The 18,515-nt window shown below is 33.8% G+C and carries 14 protein-coding genes; 3 read left to right on the top strand and 11 right to left on the bottom strand.

Annotation, left to right across the window (positions count from 1 at the left end):
* Nucleotides 1-25 precede the first annotated feature (25 nt).
* Nucleotides 26-274, top strand: a complete 249-nt coding sequence (gene yidD, locus AC1DY0_RS01435; protein ID WP_477186907.1) for a membrane protein insertion efficiency factor YidD — start codon at nt 26-28, stop codon at nt 272-274.
* 76 nt (nt 275-350) lie between these two features.
* Nucleotides 351-1,280 (top strand): prolipoprotein diacylglyceryl transferase, encoded by a 930-nt coding sequence (gene lgt, locus AC1DY0_RS01440; RefSeq protein WP_477186908.1) that lies wholly within the window; start codon nt 351-353, stop codon nt 1,278-1,280.
* Between the two features lie 65 nt (nt 1,281-1,345).
* On the opposite strand, the gene AC1DY0_RS01445 is transcribed toward lgt, so the two are convergent.
* Nucleotides 1,346-1,636 (bottom strand): putative quinol monooxygenase, encoded by a 291-nt coding sequence (locus AC1DY0_RS01445; RefSeq protein WP_477186909.1) that lies wholly within the window; start codon nt 1,634-1,636, stop codon nt 1,346-1,348.
* 2 nt (nt 1,637-1,638) lie between these two features.
* On the bottom strand, nt 1,639-2,232 hold the full coding sequence (locus AC1DY0_RS01450) for an NAD(P)H-dependent oxidoreductase (RefSeq protein ID WP_477186910.1): 594 nt from the start codon (nt 2,230-2,232) through the stop codon (nt 1,639-1,641).
* Nucleotides 2,233-2,335: 103 nt separating this feature from the next.
* On the opposite strand from AC1DY0_RS01450, the gene AC1DY0_RS01455 reads away from it, so the two are divergent.
* Entirely contained in the window at nt 2,336-3,229 is an 894-nt protein-coding gene (locus tag AC1DY0_RS01455) for a LysR family transcriptional regulator (protein WP_477186911.1), read from the top strand.
* Nucleotides 3,230-3,318: 89 nt separating this feature from the next.
* On the opposite strand, the gene secDF is transcribed toward AC1DY0_RS01455, so the two are convergent.
* From secDF to AC1DY0_RS01500, 9 genes are all read right to left on the bottom strand, one after another.
* On the bottom strand, nt 3,319-6,294 hold the full coding sequence (gene secDF, locus AC1DY0_RS01460) for a protein translocase subunit SecDF (RefSeq protein ID WP_477186912.1): 2,976 nt from the start codon (nt 6,292-6,294) through the stop codon (nt 3,319-3,321).
* A 226-nt stretch (nt 6,295-6,520) separates the two neighbouring features.
* On the bottom strand, nt 6,521-7,456 hold the full coding sequence (locus tag AC1DY0_RS01465) for a malate dehydrogenase (RefSeq protein WP_477186913.1): 936 nt from the start codon (nt 7,454-7,456) through the stop codon (nt 6,521-6,523).
* Between the two features lie 60 nt (nt 7,457-7,516).
* The gene (gyrB, locus tag AC1DY0_RS01470) at nt 7,517-9,460 is read right to left on the bottom strand and encodes a DNA topoisomerase (ATP-hydrolyzing) subunit B (RefSeq protein ID WP_477186914.1); all 1,944 of its coding nucleotides are present in this window, start codon (nt 9,458-9,460) and stop codon (nt 7,517-7,519) included.
* 580 nt (nt 9,461-10,040) lie between these two features.
* Nucleotides 10,041-13,370, bottom strand: a complete 3,330-nt coding sequence (gene gatB/aspS, locus AC1DY0_RS01475) for a bifunctional amidotransferase subunit GatB/aspartate--tRNA ligase AspS (RefSeq protein WP_477186915.1) — start codon at nt 13,368-13,370, stop codon at nt 10,041-10,043.
* Nucleotides 13,370-14,767, bottom strand: coding sequence for an amidase (locus tag AC1DY0_RS01480; protein WP_477186916.1), 1,398 nt, complete (start codon nt 14,765-14,767; stop codon nt 13,370-13,372). Before AC1DY0_RS01480 ends, gatB/aspS begins: the two co-directional genes overlap by 1 nt.
* Nucleotides 14,768-14,771: 4 nt before the next feature.
* Nucleotides 14,772-15,041 (bottom strand): Asp-tRNA(Asn)/Glu-tRNA(Gln) amidotransferase subunit GatC, encoded by a 270-nt coding sequence (locus AC1DY0_RS01485; RefSeq protein WP_477186917.1) that lies wholly within the window; start codon nt 15,039-15,041, stop codon nt 14,772-14,774.
* Nucleotides 15,042-15,221: 180 nt separating this feature from the next.
* Complete coding sequence (locus tag AC1DY0_RS01490; protein WP_477186918.1) at nt 15,222-15,671, bottom strand: hypothetical protein; 450 nt, start codon at nt 15,669-15,671, stop codon at nt 15,222-15,224.
* Nucleotides 15,672-15,763: 92 nt separating this feature from the next.
* Nucleotides 15,764-17,575 carry a TonB-dependent receptor gene (locus AC1DY0_RS01495; protein WP_477186919.1) on the bottom strand — a complete coding sequence of 604 codons (1,812 nt, stop codon included), beginning with the start codon at nt 17,573-17,575 and terminating at the stop codon, nt 15,764-15,766.
* Nucleotides 17,576-17,650: 75 nt separating this feature from the next.
* Nucleotides 17,651-18,514, bottom strand: coding sequence for a PhzF family phenazine biosynthesis protein (locus AC1DY0_RS01500; protein ID WP_477186920.1), 864 nt, complete (start codon nt 18,512-18,514; stop codon nt 17,651-17,653).
* Between the last annotated feature and the right edge of the window lies 1 nt (nt 18,515).

Raw genomic sequence — 18,515 nt, forward strand, 5'->3', positions numbered from 1 at the left:
CAGAATTTAGATAATTACATCTCAAATGTTTTCAAAAATAATAGTTTATCCCTTTATTTTACTCGTTCGATTTTATCAGGGAGCCATCTCTCCTTTTACTCCCGCTGCTTGCCGATTTGAGCCGACTTGTTCAAGCTATATGATTAAGGCTTTACAAATTCACGGATTGTTTTATGGAGGATATTTAGGAATAAAAAGAATTTTGAGTTGTCATCCTTGGGGTAGAAAAGGCTATGATCCAGTCCCTGATAAAAAATGCAATCACACTCGCTAAAAAAGAAATTTTCTTACCTTTTAATTAACACAGTCAATCAAATCAAAATAGTATTTTCACAAAAAATAAAAAATAAATGATACACGCTTTAAACATTGTATGGAATCCTTCCGAAGGAATTGATTTAGGTTTTTTCATTATTCGCTTTTACAGTTTAATGTTTGTAATCGCTTTTGGACTGGGCTGGTACATCATGAAACATATTTTTGACAGAGAAAATGTTTCCATCGACAAATTAGATTCATTGTTTGTTTGGACCGTACTGGCAACATTAGTTGGTGCGCGATTGGGACATGTTTTCTTTTACGATTGGGAGTATTACCGTAACAATCTAGCTGAAATCATTTTACCCTTCCGATTCAGTCCTAAATTTCAATTCACAGGATACCAAGGATTAGCGAGTCATGGAGCAGCAATTTCAATTATCGTTGCAATGTATTTTTTTAGCAAAAAAGTACTCCAGAAACCATTATTATGGATATTGGACAGAGTAGTTATTCCTGTTGCCAGTGGAGCAATTTTTGTGAGATTGGGGAATTTTTTCAATTCGGAAATTGTGGGTAAAGAAACAACATCTTCGTTTGGGATTCGTTTTATAAGAGATCAATTTACTCCAAGAGAAGCAGTAAATGCAACTCAACTTTCTACTCCAAAAGAAGCTTACAACGCTATAGCCACAAATCCTCAATATTCAAATTTACTAGAGATGGTTCCTGCCAAACACCCTGCACAATTGTACGAAGCTTTTTGTTACATCTTTGTATTTGCTGCATTATTTTTCCTTTACTGGAAAACAGATGCTCGTAAAAAATCAGGCTTTTTATTCGGTTTGTTCTTAGTTCTTTTATTCACAGTTCGTATTGTAGTCGAATCGGTAAAAGAGAGTCAAGGCGGCTTTGAAAGCGATTTAGGAAACATATTATCAACTGGTCAATGGTTGAGTATTCCATTTATAGTAGTGGGGTTGTATTTTGTAATTACAGCAAAGAAGACCTCTGAAATATAAATTTAATTTTTATTTAATTAAAAATTAAAAATAGCCACTGAAAATTCAGTGGCTATTTTTTTTTACTACCCAATTCTTGAAGTCGTATAAACTGTTATTTTTTCTTCTAAAAAAAGTTCAGAAACTTGATTAAATTTCAAGAAATGCGATTGTTCTTTATGATAATCTAGTCCTTCCTTATTTTTCCAAACTTCGTGAAGAATAAAGGCATTTGGATCTTCAATATTATGATGCAAATCATATTGAATACAGGCAGCTTCTTTTTTAGAATTCTTTGTTAAATCTACCAAGATTGACTTCAACTCTTCTCTATGTTCAGATTTACTTTTGATGATTACTGTCAAATTTATTTCCATAATTAGTTCAAAAATAATTGAGTCAAATGATTTCTGTACATTTCTAAATCACTATCTACGTTAGCCCCCTTCATAACATCATGAAAATGCAAGCTTTCTAAAGGTTTCATCCCGGTAAAAGCATTCATTCTGTGAAATCCAAATAACACTCCATCGTCAACGCTTGTTTCCCCAAAGAATTCACCAGGCAAGGTAAAAGCTTCTTTCGGAGCATTCCAAGAAGAAGTGACCATGTATTTTCTTCCGTGCAACGTTCCTCCTGTACCGTAATTAATCGCAGGATTTTTAGAGGAGCGCCCGTCACTTTTGTAAATACCATTATCATGGCCTTCGGTAAAAACCACATCAATGTATTTCTTGAAAGCATGTGGTAATTGAAACCACCAAATTGGGGTATGATAGATAATCACATCAGCCCAAACAAATTTTTCCACTTCTTGAGCAGGATCAAACTCGTCGTTTACATCAGTACTTTTTATTTCAAAATTTTCATTATTTAAAAAAAAATCAGCGGTGGCATTTGCTATTGTTTGATTAAACTTTCCACCAGAATGTCCGAACTTTTGTCCCCCATTTATTATAAATATCTTTTTCATATTGTTTTGTATTAATTTGATAGTGCAAATTTACAACCTACAAATCCATTATTAAAATAACATAATTCATACCTTTGTATCATAATTATAATACTTGTCAAAAATGGTAAATCTAGAATGGTACAGAACTTTCAAATATATTTACAAAACCGGTACCTTAACTGGCGCGGCAGACGCATTGTTTATTTCACAACCTGGAGTTAGTTTGCATTTGAGCTCACTCGAAAGTTATGTTGGGTATAAATTATTTGATAGAACAAGCAGAAAAATGATTCCTACCGAAAAAGGAAAAGTGCTCTATAATTTTATAACAGATGGATTGTCTAAATTAGAAGAGGCAGAGAAAAATTTCCACCGAAGTACAGAAAAAAATACCCCAACCATTAGCATTGGAATGTGTTTTGAAACCTTCCAGATTACTTTAGAGCCGTATTTAGCAACGTTTCCGTTTAATGTGATTATTCAATTTGGTGAGTATCCAGAAATGATTGAAAATCTAGACAAAGGAATTTTAGATTTAATCATTACTCCACAAATGATCGCTAAGAACACTATCGAATATCAAGGCTTTTCTTCAGAAACAATTGTTCTTATAGGAGGGAATGAAACAGATTCCGATGCCTTTGACACTTTGAAAAAGCAAAATGACTTAGAAGCAATAGAACTTTGGCTCAAACAACAAAGATGGTATGGAACTACAGGAGATATGGAGCATTTAAGACGCTTTTGGCAGCTTAATTTCAATAAACATGCAGACTTTAGGCCAAATTATATTGTCCCAAATTTAAACTCCATAGTGCGCTGTTTAAGCAACAGCAGCGGTTTGGCAGTAATTCCAGATTTCTTGTGCAAAACAGAACTGGAAAGTGGAAAAATAAAGCTTTTATGGCAAGGAAAAACGCCTTTAAAGAACACTCTTTATTTTGCAAACAAAAAGAAAAGTATTTACGCCAATGAAATACAATTAATAAAAGACACCTTTATGAAAATAATGTAGTGTTTTTTTAAATGAATATTTTCATATTAATCCAAAAAAAAAGATTCAACTTTCGTTGAATCTTTTTTATAAATATATGTTTCTAATTACTAAGCCTCTACTTCTTGGTGCTTAATCTCAACATTATGTTTCTCATCTTTAGAAATGGTATCAACCAATACTGGAGTTGCAATGAACAATGAAGAATAAGTACCAATGATAATACCGATAAGCATTGCAAAGATAAATCCTCTAATAGATTCACCTCCAAAAATAAACATGATTAACAATACAAAAATCATTGTCAATGAAGTATTGATAGTTCTTGACATTGTAGAGTTAATAGATTTGTTTACAATTTCAGAGAAAGAACCTTTTGTTTTACCATCCAAGAACTCACGTACTCTATCATATACAATTACAGTATCATTCATAGAGTAACCAATAACCGTCAAGATAGCCGCAATAAAGTGCTGATCTATCTCCATACCGAAAGGCATATATTTCCAAAGCAATGAATAAACTCCTAATACAAAGATAACGTCATGCGCTACCGCTGCAATAGCACCTAAACTATATTGCCATTTTCTGAAACTGATTACTAAATACAAACCTACAATAAGCATTGCACCTAAAACAGCCCAGTAAGCATTTGTTTTAATATCTTCAGCTACAGTTGGTCCAACTTTTGATGCTTGTACAACACCTAATTTTTTACCTTCATAAGCATTAATAAATTTATCATAAGTCATTCCTGAAGCATAATGCTTTTTCAAACTTTCGAATAATTTTTTATTTACATCTTCGTCTGCAGCACTACCTGTCTCCTGAATCTTATACTTAGTTGTAATTTTTAACTGATTGTCTTCTCCAAATATTTTAACCTCAGCACTACCGAATACAGCAGTTAATTCTTCTTTAACCAACTCAGGCTCCATTGACTTTTCAAAACGAACTTGAAAAGTTCTTCCTCCAACAAAATCAACACCTTGATCAAAACCGTGAGTTGCAATAGATGCAATACTTACAATAGTTACAACAATAGAGAAAAGGTAAGTCCATTTTTTAATTCCCAAGAAATCAAAATGGAAGTTAGTAAAGAAATTTTTAGAAAATTTAGTTACAAAAGATAAATCATTTTTACCTGCAATATTTTTATCAATAAAGATTCTAGCAATAAAGATAGAAGTAAACAAAGAGGTAATAATACCAATTAATAAAGTAGTAGCAAATCCTTTGATTGGTCCAGATCCAAAGATGAATAATACAGCTCCTGTCAAGATGTGAGTTACGTTTGCATCAACGATAGAACGCATAGCTCCAGTCCAACTATAAGAAGCCTTAACAGCTTCATCCAAAGTTTTACCAGACCTTAATTCCTCTTTCGCTCTTTCATAAATAATGATATTCGCATCAACTGCAGTACCCATTGTTAAAACGATACCTGCAATACCTGGCAATGTAAGTACAGCACCTAAGCTAGCCAAAATACCAAACATAAATAATAAATTGACAGCCAAAGCAATATTTGCATACCAACCTGCTTTACCATAATAGATCATCATCCAAAGAGATACTAAAAGCAATCCAATTACAGCAGAATTAGTACCATTATCAATAGCTTCTTGACCTAAGGATGGACCTACAACTTCAGACTGAATTATTTCTGCAGCAGCTGGTAATTTACCTGCTCTTAAAACGTTTGCTAAATCTTTAGTTTGAGTAACATCAAAAGAACCTGAAATCTCAGATCTACCTCCAGAAATTGGTCCACTTGACACACCTGGAGCAGAATATACAATATCATCAAGAACAATAGCAATATTACTTTTTTGAGTATAAGCTCTTCCTGTCAATTCTTCCCATTCTTTTGCTCCTACGTTATTCATTTGCATAGAAACAGCAGGTTTTCCTAATTGATCAAAAGTATCACTAGCATCAGTTACAACACCACCACCCATTGAAGCAACATTATCTCTGTTACCTTTTAAAGCATATAACTCAACAACTTCAACATCTTTTTCTTTTGCATCTTTAATGGTAGTTGGTATACCCCATACAAATTTTGCATAACGTTGATCACCTGCCAATAAAATCCTGATGTCAGCTCTTTTGAAGTAAGAATTTATTGTAGCAGTATCTTTTGGAGAGAAAAGACCTAAAACTGGTCCACCACCTTGCGCAACAATTTTGTCAATAATAGGATTATTTCCTTTTTTAGTAGCAGTAGAATCTTTTTCATCAGTCAATAATGCACTTAATGAATCTTTTGCTACAGTTTTAGTTTCAACTTTAGCAACTTCAGTTTTTTTCAAAGCCTCGTTAGCAGCCATGATGAAATTACCAATTTCTTCAACTTTATAAGTTTCCCAAAACTCTAATTGAGCAGTACTTTGCAATAATTTTTTGATTCTATCAATATCTTTAGCACCAGGAAGTTCAACAAGAATTTGTCCAGACTCACCTAGTTTTTGAATATTAGGTTGTGTTACACCAAATTTATCGATACGTTTTCTCAATACTCCAAAAGCACTTTCAACAGATTCATCAACTTTTCTTTTGATTACCTTTTGAACCTGAGCATCTGTCATTTGAAAAGTAACTCCACCCTCACCTTGCAAACTTCTGTTTGCAAAAATATCTGGTGACGCCAATTTTACTGAACCTTTAGAATTAGCTTCAAAAGCTTCAAAAAACGCATCAATATAAGCTTGATTTCCTTTTTTATTTGCAGTGGCATCCGCCAAAGATTTATTAAAAACTGGATTTTTCGAATTATTAGATAATCCTTTCAAAATGTCTTTAACAGAGATTTGAAGAGTCACATTGATTCCTCCTTCTAAGTCAAGACCTTTATTGATTTGTTTATCTTTTACTTCATTGAATGTAAAATCAGTAAAACCTAAGCTAAACACTTTTTCTTTACCAATTGAATCCAAATATTTTACTTCTTTTTCTGGGTTTCCGCCAGCGAAAGATTTTGCATCACTTTTTACTTTGCTTGAGACAAAAGTGAAAGAAAGTTGGTAAATACTTACCAATGCAAATAGAATTGCGAAAAATTTAATAAGTCCTTTATTCTGCATTATTACTAAAAATTAATTATTTTTTATTTATTATTTTTTGTTTTAAACCCTATAAAATAAGCCATTACGTCATTTTTGAAAAACAAAAAAGATGTGCACGATTTATGTCATTTTTTTTAAACCGAGCAAATATATAATTAACGGAAAGATTAACCAATTTATTTATTAATTAAAATCAAAAAAAAGACTGCAGAAATTGCAGTCTTCTTTTTTTATACGTAAATTATTATGCCAAAACAGTTTTCAAATCAGCATTCATGCTTCTTACAGCTTCTGCACTTTTTGCAAAAGCAGCTTTTTCAGCATCATTTAATTTAATATCAACAATTTGCTCAATTCCGTTTTTACCTATAATACAAGGTACACCGATACAAATATCGCTTTGTCCGTATTCACCGTCCAACATTACTGAACAAGCAATCATTTTCTTTTGGTCATTCAAGATACTATCTACCAAATAAGCAACAGAAGCTCCTGGCGCATACCAAGCTGAAGTTCCTAATAAACCTGTAAGTGTAGCTCCTCCTACCATAGTGGCAGCAGCAACTTTTTCTAATTCTTCTTGAGATAAAAATTCAGAAACTGGAATACCATTATAAGCAGCCAATCTTGTCAAAGGAATCATTGTAGTATCACCGTGCCCACCAATAACCATAGCCGAAATATCATTAGATGGTTTATCCAATGCTTTAGACAAATAATATCTAAAACGAGAGCTATCCAAAGCTCCACCCATTCCGATAATTCTATTTTTTGGCAATCCCGTAGATTTCAATGCCAAATAAGTCATTGTATCCATTGGATTAGACACTACTACTACAATACAATTTGGTGAATGTGTCAATACATTCTCAGCAACAGTTTTAACAATTCCAGCATTGATTCCTATTAATTCTTCTCTAGTCATTCCTGGTTTTCTAGGAATTCCCGAAGTAATCACAACAACATCGCTGTTTGCTGTTTTAGAATAATCATTAGTAACCCCTGAAACATTGGTATTAAAACCGGTATTTGTAGCACATTGCATGATATCCATAGCTTTACCTTCGGCAAAACCTTCTCTAATATCCAATAACACTACTTCACTTGCAATTCCTCTATAAGAAATTGAATCTGCACAGGATGCTCCCACATTCCCTGCTCCTACAATGGTAACTTTCATTTTTATTTATTTTTTTATTAATTTCAAACCAAAAAAGAAAAAATACAGTTACTCTAAAAACTACGCATCGATATTTGCGTAAACTGCATTTTTCTCGATAAACTCTCTTCTTGGTGGCACTTCATCTCCCATTAACATTGAGAAAACTCGATCTGCTTCAACCAAACTATCTATTGTAACCTGTCTTAATGTTCTGAAACTTGGATCCATCGTAGTTTCCCATAACTGCTCCGCGTTCATCTCTCCAAGACCTTTATATCTCTGAATTCCTGCACTTCCGCCCATTCTTTCATTCGCTTGATCACGCTGAACATCGTTCCAAGCATATTCTTTTTTAGTACCTTTTTTAACTAAATATAAAGGAGGAGCTGCAATATATACGTGTCCTTCTTCAATTAGTTCTTTCATAAAACGGAAAAAGAACGTCAAAATCAAAGTAGAAATGTGACTACCATCGACATCGGCATCACACATGATGATTACTTTATGATATCTTAATTTTGAAATATTCAAAGCTTTACTATCCTCTTCTGTACCAACAGTTACTCCAAGTGCCGTAAAAATATTTCGAATCTCTTCGTTTTCAAAAACTTTATGATGCATTGCTTTTTCAACATTCAAAATCTTACCTCTTAAAGGTAAAATCGCTTGAAAAGCACGGTCACGACCTTGTTTTGCCGTTCCCCCTGCCGAATCTCCCTCGACAAGATATACTTCACATTTTGCTGGATCTTGCTCGGAACAATCCGATAATTTCCCTGGTAATCCACCGCCACCCATAACGGTTTTACGCTGCACCATTTCACGCGCTTTTTTGGCTGCATGACGTGCTTGGGCTGCAAGTATCACTTTTTGAACAATAATTCTAGCATCATTTGGATTTTCTTCCAAATAATTCTCAATCATTTCGCTCACTGCTTGACTTACCGGAGAAACAACTTCTCTATTTCCTAATTTAGTTTTAGTTTGACCCTCAAATTGAGGTTCAGCCACTTTTACCGAAATAATTGCAGTAAGACCTTCGCGGAAATCATCTCCAGCAATATCAAACTTCAATTTATCCAACATCCCGGAAGCATCTGCATATTTCTTTAAAGATCTTGTAAGACCAGTTCTAAAACCTTGCAGGTGTGTTCCTCCTTCGTGTGTATTAATATTATTTACATAAGAAAAAATGTTCTCCGAGTAACTTGTATTGTAAACCAAAGCTACCTCAACTGGAATTTCTCCTTTTTCATTATCCATAGAAATTACGTGTGCAATAATAGGCTCACGATTTCCATCTAAATATCTAATATATTCTTTTAATCCTTCAGAAGAATGGAATATTTCTGAAACAAAATTCCCATCTTTATCAAGTTCTCTTTTGTCTGTAAATGTAATCGTGATTCCTTTATTCAAAAAGGATAACTCACGCATACGAGCAGATAAAGTATCATAAGAATATTCTATTGTTTGGGTAAAAATAGAAGGATCTGGATAAAAAGTAACAATCGTACCTCTTTTATTCGTTTCTCCTATTTGCTTTACTGGATAAAGCGCTTTTCCTTTTTCGTATTCTTGTTCGTAGACTTTTCCATCACTGCTATGAACTGTTGCTCTTAAATGGTTTGACAATGCATTTACAACAGATACCCCAACACCGTGAAGACCTCCAGAAACTTTATAAGAATCTTTATCGAATTTACCTCCAGCACCAATTTTGGTCATTACAACCTCTAATGCAGAAACACCTTCTTTTTTGTGAATACCAACTGGAATACCACGTCCGTTGTCTTCAACAGAAATTGAACCATCTTCGTTGATATCAACTCGTATCGTATCACAATGGCCTCCCATTGCCTCATCGATAGAGTTATCTACTACTTCATAAACTAAATGATGTAACCCTCTTACACCTACATCTCCAATGTACATCGATGGACGCATTCTCACGTGCTCCATTCCTTCTAAAGCTTGGATACTGTCTGCTGAATAATTGTCCTTCTTGATTTCTTCGCTCATATTAATTTAATCTAAAAAAATGTGTTTTTCGTCTAACAAGCAAATATATAAAAATGTAACCTATATAAGTGTTTTATTCCAATTATAAGAGGCTAAGTTATTAACAAAAGATGTCAATTTCAATGATATAAATCAGTTTCAATGATATAATCAAAAATTTAATTTCAATATCAATAACAATAGCAAAAATCAATTGTAACAACAAGTAAAAAAAGAAAAGGGCAAATAGTACTCTATGCCCAATAAATTGCATTCAAAAGGATTTAAAGCGAAAGATTAGGCCTTTTAATCAACATCGTTCCCGCCATCATTCCTAAACTTGCGAGCCGAACACCGGCTCACAAGGTTTATCCCTTCTGTCGGGGCTAAAAAGCCAAAATTAGGAGTACTTGGAAGCAATAGTTTCAATGGCAATTTCAATGGCAAAAATCAATAGCTATAAAAGAAAAGGCAATTAAAATTAAAAACCATTATAAAACACAAATTTCCAAAACAAGCATTTACAATGCTGCTTTGGAAACTTGATAATTTGAACAATTCTAATTTCTATTTCAAATTGCCATTGAAATTGCTATTGATTTTATTTAATGATTCTCACATTCATTTCTTCTACCTTTTTATCAGATAAAAGAGATGGCGCACCAAATAATAAATCTTCGCTGGTTCCTGTCTTAGGGAAAGCCATCACTTCTCTAATAGATGCTTTTTTCTCAAGAATCATCATTAAACGGTCAATTCCCCAAGCAATTCCACCGTGTGGCGGTGCGCCGTATTGAAAAGCTTTATGCATTGTTCCAACACTTTTTATCATTTCTTCTCTATTGTAACCCATATTTCTATAAGTTGCTTCCAAGATTTCTGATTTATGTGCACGAACAGATCCTCCACCTATTTCGTAACCGTTTAAGATTATATCGTATTGTTGTGCAATGATAGTTCCAATTTCTTCATCATTCCCTTTCATATGCTTTTCTAAATCGTAAATCGCAGGCATTGAGAACGGATTGTGCGTAAATGTCCATCTTCCTTCATCTGTTCTTTCAAACATTGGAAAATCAACTACCCAAGCCGGACATAATTCCTTTGCGTTAATTAAGTGCAGCATTTTACCCATTTCTTGACGAACAGCATCCAAAGCTTTGTTAGCCGTAGCATAATCTGCTGCTGAGAAGAATACAATATCTCCCACTTGTGCATTAGTAGCTTTAATAATTCCTGTCGCAATATCTTCTCCCAAAAATTTAATAATTGGCGATTGCAATTCATCTTCATTTACAATAATATAAGCCAATCCACCTAAACCGTGCTGTTGAGCAATAGCCGTAAGGTTTTCGATTTGACCTTTAGACATACGCTTGTTCCCTTGCTCTTTAGCCGAAACTTTGATACATTTTACAATTCCCCCATCTTCAATAGGTTTGCTGAATACTTGGAAAGTCGTGTCTTTTACAATATCGGTGATATCCTGCATTTTTAATCCGTAACGCAAATCTGGTCGGTCACAACCATAGAAATCCATTGCGTCTTTATATGTAATCACTTCAAACGGACGTAAAATCCACTTGTTGCCATATATCTTCTTAACTACTTCATTAAACATTTTGGTGTTTAAATCTATAATCTGCTGCATACTTGCGTAGGCCATTTCCATATCCAATTGCGTAAATTCCGGCTGACGATCTCCACGAGAATCCTCATCTCTAAAACAACGCGCAATTTGGAAATACTTTTCATAACCGCTTACCATCAACATTTGTTTAAACTGCTGTGGCGCTTGTGGCAGCGTATAAAACATACCTGACCCTTTACGTGTAGGAACAATAAATTCACGTGCTCCTTCATCGGTTCCAGCACTTAAAATCGGAGTTTCGATTTCTAAAAACTCTTCTTCATCCAAAATGTCACGCAATAACTTAATTACTTTATGACGGTTTACGATTGCTCTTCTTACTTCTTCGTTTCTGTGATCTAAGAACTTGTATTGAAAACGAATTGCTTCGTTCGTTTTAGCCGCTCTTTTAATTTCAAAAGGCAATGTTTTAGATAAGTTTAAAATCTCCAATACAGAAGTTTCTAATTCAATTTTACCTGTACGCAAACCTGCATTATAATCATCTTCATTACGTCCAACTACAATACCTTTTACAGAAATTACTGATTCTGGTTTTAATTTTACCAACTCGTCGATATTAGGAAACGACTCTCTGCTGATTCGTACTTGAAAAATCTCATAACTTGAATCACGCAAATCAATAAACATCAATTCACCGTGATCACGAACACTGGCAATCCAGCCAGACAACAACACCTCTTCATTGATGCTTTCTTCTGATAACTGTGAAATTTTATGCGTTCTATAAGTATCTTTTATAATAATAGGAATTTCAGGAAGTGATTCTTCTTGAGCCTCTTTATTTTCTACAACCGTTTCATTAGAAACTTTTTCAGCAGCTTCTTTATTTTCTAAAACAGCAGCAGCTCCTAATTTGTCTAAAATAATTTGACGAATGACTTTACCATTAGCGCCTTTTCCGATAACACCCAAAACTTTACCAACTAAAATACCAGCTTTTCCTTGGTCTCCAGCTTTAATATCATTGGCAACAGCCTCATTTTCTAAAAGCACTTTAGCTATAACTTCTTGGATTTTATCCTCAGAAATGGTATTTTTCTCAAAGTACTTGTTGTAGTCAAAAGTTCTATCTTTTAAATAACCAACAATCGCATTTTGAACTAAAACCGCTGTAATTTTTTCAGCTTTAAATAATTTAAAAATATCCGTTAAATGAGCAATACTATGGATATCAGCATAATCTTCGGCCTTAATATTGTTTGCCAAAGTTTTAGCAACAAACGAAGGGTCTTTAATTTCGTTGTTTATTTCTACAAATGTTTGCGAACGCAACTTATCTGCAGTAAAAAACTTAGCATCTTGTGGCAAAACTCCACCGTTAATCAAAATAGATTCAACAGCATATGGCAAAGCGCTTGTATCCACTTTAATTGCTTCAATCTCTGCTTTAATATTTACAAAAGGTAAATCCGGCTCAGAAATAAAACGGTAATCCGCTTCAAATTCTTTTTTACGCATTACTTTGGTCTGCTTTAAGTCAGCATCCCATAACACAGTCGTTTGATCAGGTCTGAACTCTTTGTTCTCAATAAAATAATTGAATTGTTTTTCAACCTCTTCTTTCAAAGCTTCCACCATAAACTTAAACGAGTTCAAGTTTTTGATTTCCGTTCTTGGGTTTAAATCATAACTGTGTTTTTTGCGCAAAGACACAGAAACATCCGATTTAAATTCTCCCTTTTCAAGATTCGCTTCAGAGATTCCTAAGTTTTGAACAATACGCTGAATGTATTGTGCGTAAGTTGAAGCGTCTTCAATATTTCTGATACAAGGTTCCGTAACAATTTCAATCAACGGCACACCTGCTTTGTTGAAATCGACTAACGAAATCTTCTTTTCGTGCATCAATTTCGCAGCATCCTCTTCAATATGAACCTGAGTTAAATTCACGGTAAATTGAGAACCGTCATTTCGGTAACAAGAAACGTGTCCGTCAGGAATTATCGGGTTATGATATTGCGTTATTTGAATATTTTTCGGGTTGTCCGGATATTCATAATGCTTTCTATCCCAAGATATCACTTCATTGCTAAATGACGAATCCACCGCTTTTCCAAAATAAATCGCTTTTGTAATTGCTTCTTTATTCAAGGCAGGCAAAACGCCCATTTGCCCAGTACAAACCGAACATATATTTTCGTTAGGTGTTTCTATTTCTTGATTTGGACAAGAACAAAACAACTTGGTTTTGGTATTCAATCGAACGTGAGTTTCAAGTCCAATTACCAATTCTAAATCGTGGGCTTTTATAGCCGCAGTTAATTGTTCCAATTCCATTATATTGTATCTTTTAAGAAGTTAGCAAACTTCAACACTAATTCATCATTATTTTTTGCTGCAGAAATTTGTAGTCCAGTACTTGTTCCTTGTGGCACTGTTAAAGTTGGCAATTGTCCCAAACTAAATCCAACCGTATAGGCGTCGGATAAATACATAGCCAACGGGTCTTTTAAGCTGTCTCCAATTTTAGGAGGAGTGCTTGGCGTAACTGGCGACAAAATGACATCAACCTCTTCAAAATCTTTACTAAAATTTTCGGAAATTTGATCTCTTAAAGCCAATCCCTTTAAATATATTTCATCTGAGAAACCTTGAGACAACACTTGGTTTCCACCAACAATTCTGCGTTTTGTTTCTTCCGAAAAGTTTTCAGAACGCGTTACTGCATAAGTTTCGATTAAATTTTCAGCTTCAATACGGTTTCCATAATTTGTTCCGTCAAGACGAGATAAATTAGAAGCCGTTTCTGCCATTGCCAATGTATAGTAAGTCGAAACCAAAATATCAGATTTAAAGAAATCCAATTCTTTTACTTCAATTCCTTTGGCTTTTATTTTTTCTATGCTTGCCAAGAAATCAGATTTTATTTGGGCATCAATAGCATCACTTTCAATAAAGTTTTTAAAATAACCGATTGTTTTTACGGCTGAAGTTGCAATTGCCTGTTCACTAATTTCTGATGATGTGATAGAAGTTTGATCTTTTGGATCTTTTCCGCTCATCACATTCAACACAATTCGAATATCTTCAACTGATTTAGCCAATGGGCCAACACAATCCGTAGAAGATGCATACGCCATAAGACCATATCTCGAAATTCTACCATAAGTTGGTTTTAAACCATAAATGCGATTGTAACCAGCAGGCTGACGAACTGAACCTCCCGTATCTCCACCAATAGAAAACACAGTATATTCTTTTGCAACGTTAACTGCAGATCCACCACTTGAACCACCAGCAACTAATTCTGGATTAACAGCATTTTTCACAGCACCGAAAATAGTATTTTCACTGGAAGATCCGTGACCAAAACTATCGCAGTTTTCTTTTACTAATGGAATAGCGCCTGCATCCAATAATTTTTGAATCGCAGTAGCTGTGTATGGTGATTTATAATTTTTCAACAAATCAGAACTTGCAGTAGTGTAAGTTCCCTGTACCATATACACATCTTTAATTCCAAAAGGAATTCCTTCCAACAAACCTATTGTTTCCCCTTTTTCAATTTTAGCATCCACCTTAGAAGCTAATTCTAAAGCCAAAGTATCTAATAAAGAATTTACTGAATTATAAGTATTTTGTTTAAGTAAGTCTAATTTTCCTTGTACCAAAGCAGTACAAGTTATTTGTTTTGACACCAGTAGTTGGTGTATTTTTTTTATTTGAGAATCCATTTTTTTATCCTTCTATAACTTTAGCAACAACTAAAAAACCATTTTTCTTGTTCGGGAAGTTTTCCAAAATTATTTGTTTCTCAATAGCCGAACTCTCTATCACAACATCTTCTCTTAAATTATTTACAGACACACAATTACGATTGACATTATTTAAAGAATTATTATTTGTTGGAATTGCATTTTTAATTACATCAAATAATTTGTTCACGCTCTCTGATGGCTGTGCTCCTTTAATACTCGACAATATGTCGACTGTCATTGTTTTGCTCATAATTTCATTTAGTTTTAAAGTCAAACTTAAGCTGGCGAAATTACAAAAAGTTTTATTAGGGAAGCACGTTTTTTTAATGATTTCAATTGCATAAAAACCAAAAGCTGTCACAAAAAAAGACAATTCTGTTAATTAATTAAATTTTCACTTTAAAAACACTGATTCTATTAAAAATAGAAACTATTCAATACTCTCAATTGCGTATTTAGTTCCATTAATCTCAAAAGTAAATCCTACTTTGTTTCCCATCAATTTATTTCCAAGCGGAGATTGTGGAGATAAAGCAATAATATTAATACCGTCTACATTGATTTTTGGAAGGGCAAGACTTAGGTACAAATAAATCCCATTGGCTTTTACCAAACTTCCCAGAATAATAGTTTCTGCCACAACAGAAGAGTCTAACTTATCCAAAATGCTTTTTTGAGTTAATACTTCTTTGAGTTTCGTATTGAATTTTTCCTGTTCAATATGCATCATAGACAAGGCCGTTTCATGCTTGTCACCCGCTGAACCTTTTGCATCATTTTTAGAATCTTCAGTCAAAGCCGCAATCATGTCCCTGAAAGCGTCTATTCTATCTTGAACTAATTGATAGTAGTGTTTGTATATTTTTTGTTTGAAAGTCATATTTTTTTTACCGCTAAGGCGCAAGGTCGCAAAGTTATTTTAAAAACACTTTATAAGAAAATCTAGCGCCTTTGCGTCTTTGCAGTTAATTTCTAAAAATCAAATTTATAATTTGCTCCCAACATCACTTGAAAACCTTGAACTGGATAATTCAACCATTTTTCATAGCCATTATTCATAATATTATTAGCTTTTAAAAAGGTCGTAAACCTTTCGCTATATTTAAATCGAATATTGGCATTCAAATCAAAATAACCATCCAATGTGATTGGTCCTGGAGCAGTAACATAAACAATATCGGTATTCAACTGTTGGTCTTTACGTTCGCCTACATAAAACAAATTTATACCTGCAAACCATTTTTCGGTAACCATAAAATCAACTTTGGAATTCAATTGAAGTTCCGGTAAATTCCAAGCTTCTCCTTGTATTTTATTAGAATAACTATTAAAAGTTGCATCGGCTTCCACAGTTACTCCTTTGGCTAAATCGGCTTTAATTTCTCCGTAAAGACGTATGGTTTTCATATCATCATAAATTACCTGAAATGAATTCCCGAAAGCGTAATTGGCATTCGTGTCTTTTTCATTGTAATCATTGCTTCGAAACAATGCTTTATTTTCATCATATATATATGAAGCTTTTACATCATAACTTACAGTACTGGCCAATTTCCCTTTTAAACCTGCATTAACATCATACAATTCATTGGTTGGCTTAATCTCCAATGTTGGAGAAACAAAAGGATTCCCATCAACAAAATCTTTATAGGTATTTTGTCCCAAGTTCCCAATTGCATTTGTATAAAATATCATCAAATCACCAACAACATTATACGAAGCAGAAACCGATGGATAAACATAAAACTTGTTACTCGTGTTATTCTTACCCATACTATAAACCAAGCCTGCTCCAATATCGATTGTCCAATCGTCTCTTTTCATTACAAAACTCGGTACTATTCCCAAATTTGTAAAACCGTACTTAATGTCTGCAGTATTGGTTCCTGAATAGTCTTTCTTAAAACTACCGTCAACATAATCGACAAATACTTTGGTTTTTATTGCTTCATCCAAAACATCAAACTTAAAAGTTGGCGCTAATAAAAATCGATTCTCAGTCGAACTATATGCATCGGAAAAGTGAGTAAGCTCAAGTTTCACATCTTTCAAAAGGGCTTCTTCAAAAAACAGTGAACCGCCAGCTGTTATTGTATTATAAGATTGTTGCGGATTGATTCCATTAACCAAAGCCATACTTTCTTGAAGTGTCAATGTATTTCCAAAATTTGATGGCAATCCATACCAATTATAAACTTGATTTTGATATCCGAGTTTTATATTCCAAGCCATTTCCTGTTCGTTTGACCCATAAATCAAATCGATTTTGGTATCATAATAGAAGTCGTCGAGCGTAATGTCTTTTATACCTCCTTGCGAAGAATTATGGCGAAACATCCCTCCTATATACTCATTATTATTAAGATCTTCATTTACATACAATTCAGCATTCAAAGCACCATAGTTTCCAATTCCAAATGTTGCATAGTTTTTAAACAAACGTTCTTGCTTTGCTTTCTCAACTCCTTGTGCATTTCCTTTTGAAGGAGAAAAAGTAGAAGCCACAGGAAAAGGCAAAATAGAATATTTCACGCTCTCTTTTTTGGCATTTTCATCAATTGTAATCACAGGAACTTCTTTTACTTTAAAAGCATCAGAGATTGTCGGCGTATATGGTTTCACCACATTTACCACCTCAGTTCCAATATTGTCATTTTTATCTTTTTTGTCTTGCGAAAAAGATAATTGTGAAAAAAACAAGAAAAAAACCCCCATCGTAATCCTCCTCTCAATTGAGAACATTGATTGTTTATTTATAAATGCTTTTATATTTTTGATCATCATCTTTCTTTTTTTTCTAACTTCTGTTTTTCTAATTTCTGCCTTCTCTATTCTGCTCTCGAATTTCTGCCTTCTCTTTTACACTTCCCATTCCCCTTTTGCAATGAATTGTGACTTTCCTCCTATTTTGATATCAAAATAATCTCCTGACAACTCGCCGTCAAAATAAATTCTCGAAGGTCTATTGATAAAATCCCCTTGATGATTGACTATTTTAATTTCTGGTGAATGGTATTTCAAAAGAAAAGCTTGCAAACAGGTACTCGCACTTCCGGTGGCCGCATCTTCCATAATCTGATTATGTTCAATACACAACATTCTGCTGTAAAGTTTTCCTTCATCAAAGCAATAGAAATATAATGATCTATGATTTGTTCGACAATGAGCCAGCAACCACTCTTTCATTTTAATCAACTCGAGATTTAAATTCTCTAATGCTTTTTTGCTTTTTAGCGGAACAATCACAAATGCACTTCCCGTAGTCACTTCCTGAATTTGAAATTTATCATCAAAATCATCAGCGCTTAAATTACTAAAAGACAAAAAATCTTCCTTTGAAAAAACATCCCAAAATTGAGGTTGAGCTGCCTGCAACCAAACCAAATCTCCTGATTGCTGAATTGGAATTTCACCAACTGGAACCGATAATTTAAAATTTCGGGGTTGGCTTTCGACAATTTTATTCATCAAAACCCAAGATGTCCCTATAATTGGATGACCCGCGAATCGCATTTCATTTTCTATCGTAAAAATTCGAATTTCAGCACTGTTATTTTCGGGTTGAATCTTAGTAATAAAAGTACTTTCTGCGAAGTTAATTTCGCGTGCAATTTTTTGCATCTGTTCTGTATTCAATCCATCAGCATCCAAAAAAACTGCCAGTTGATTTCCGGCATATTTTTCCTCTGCAAAAACATCTACTATATAAAAAGGTAATTTCATT

The sequence above is a fragment of the Flavobacterium sp. P1_E4 genome (assembly GCF_056405915.1).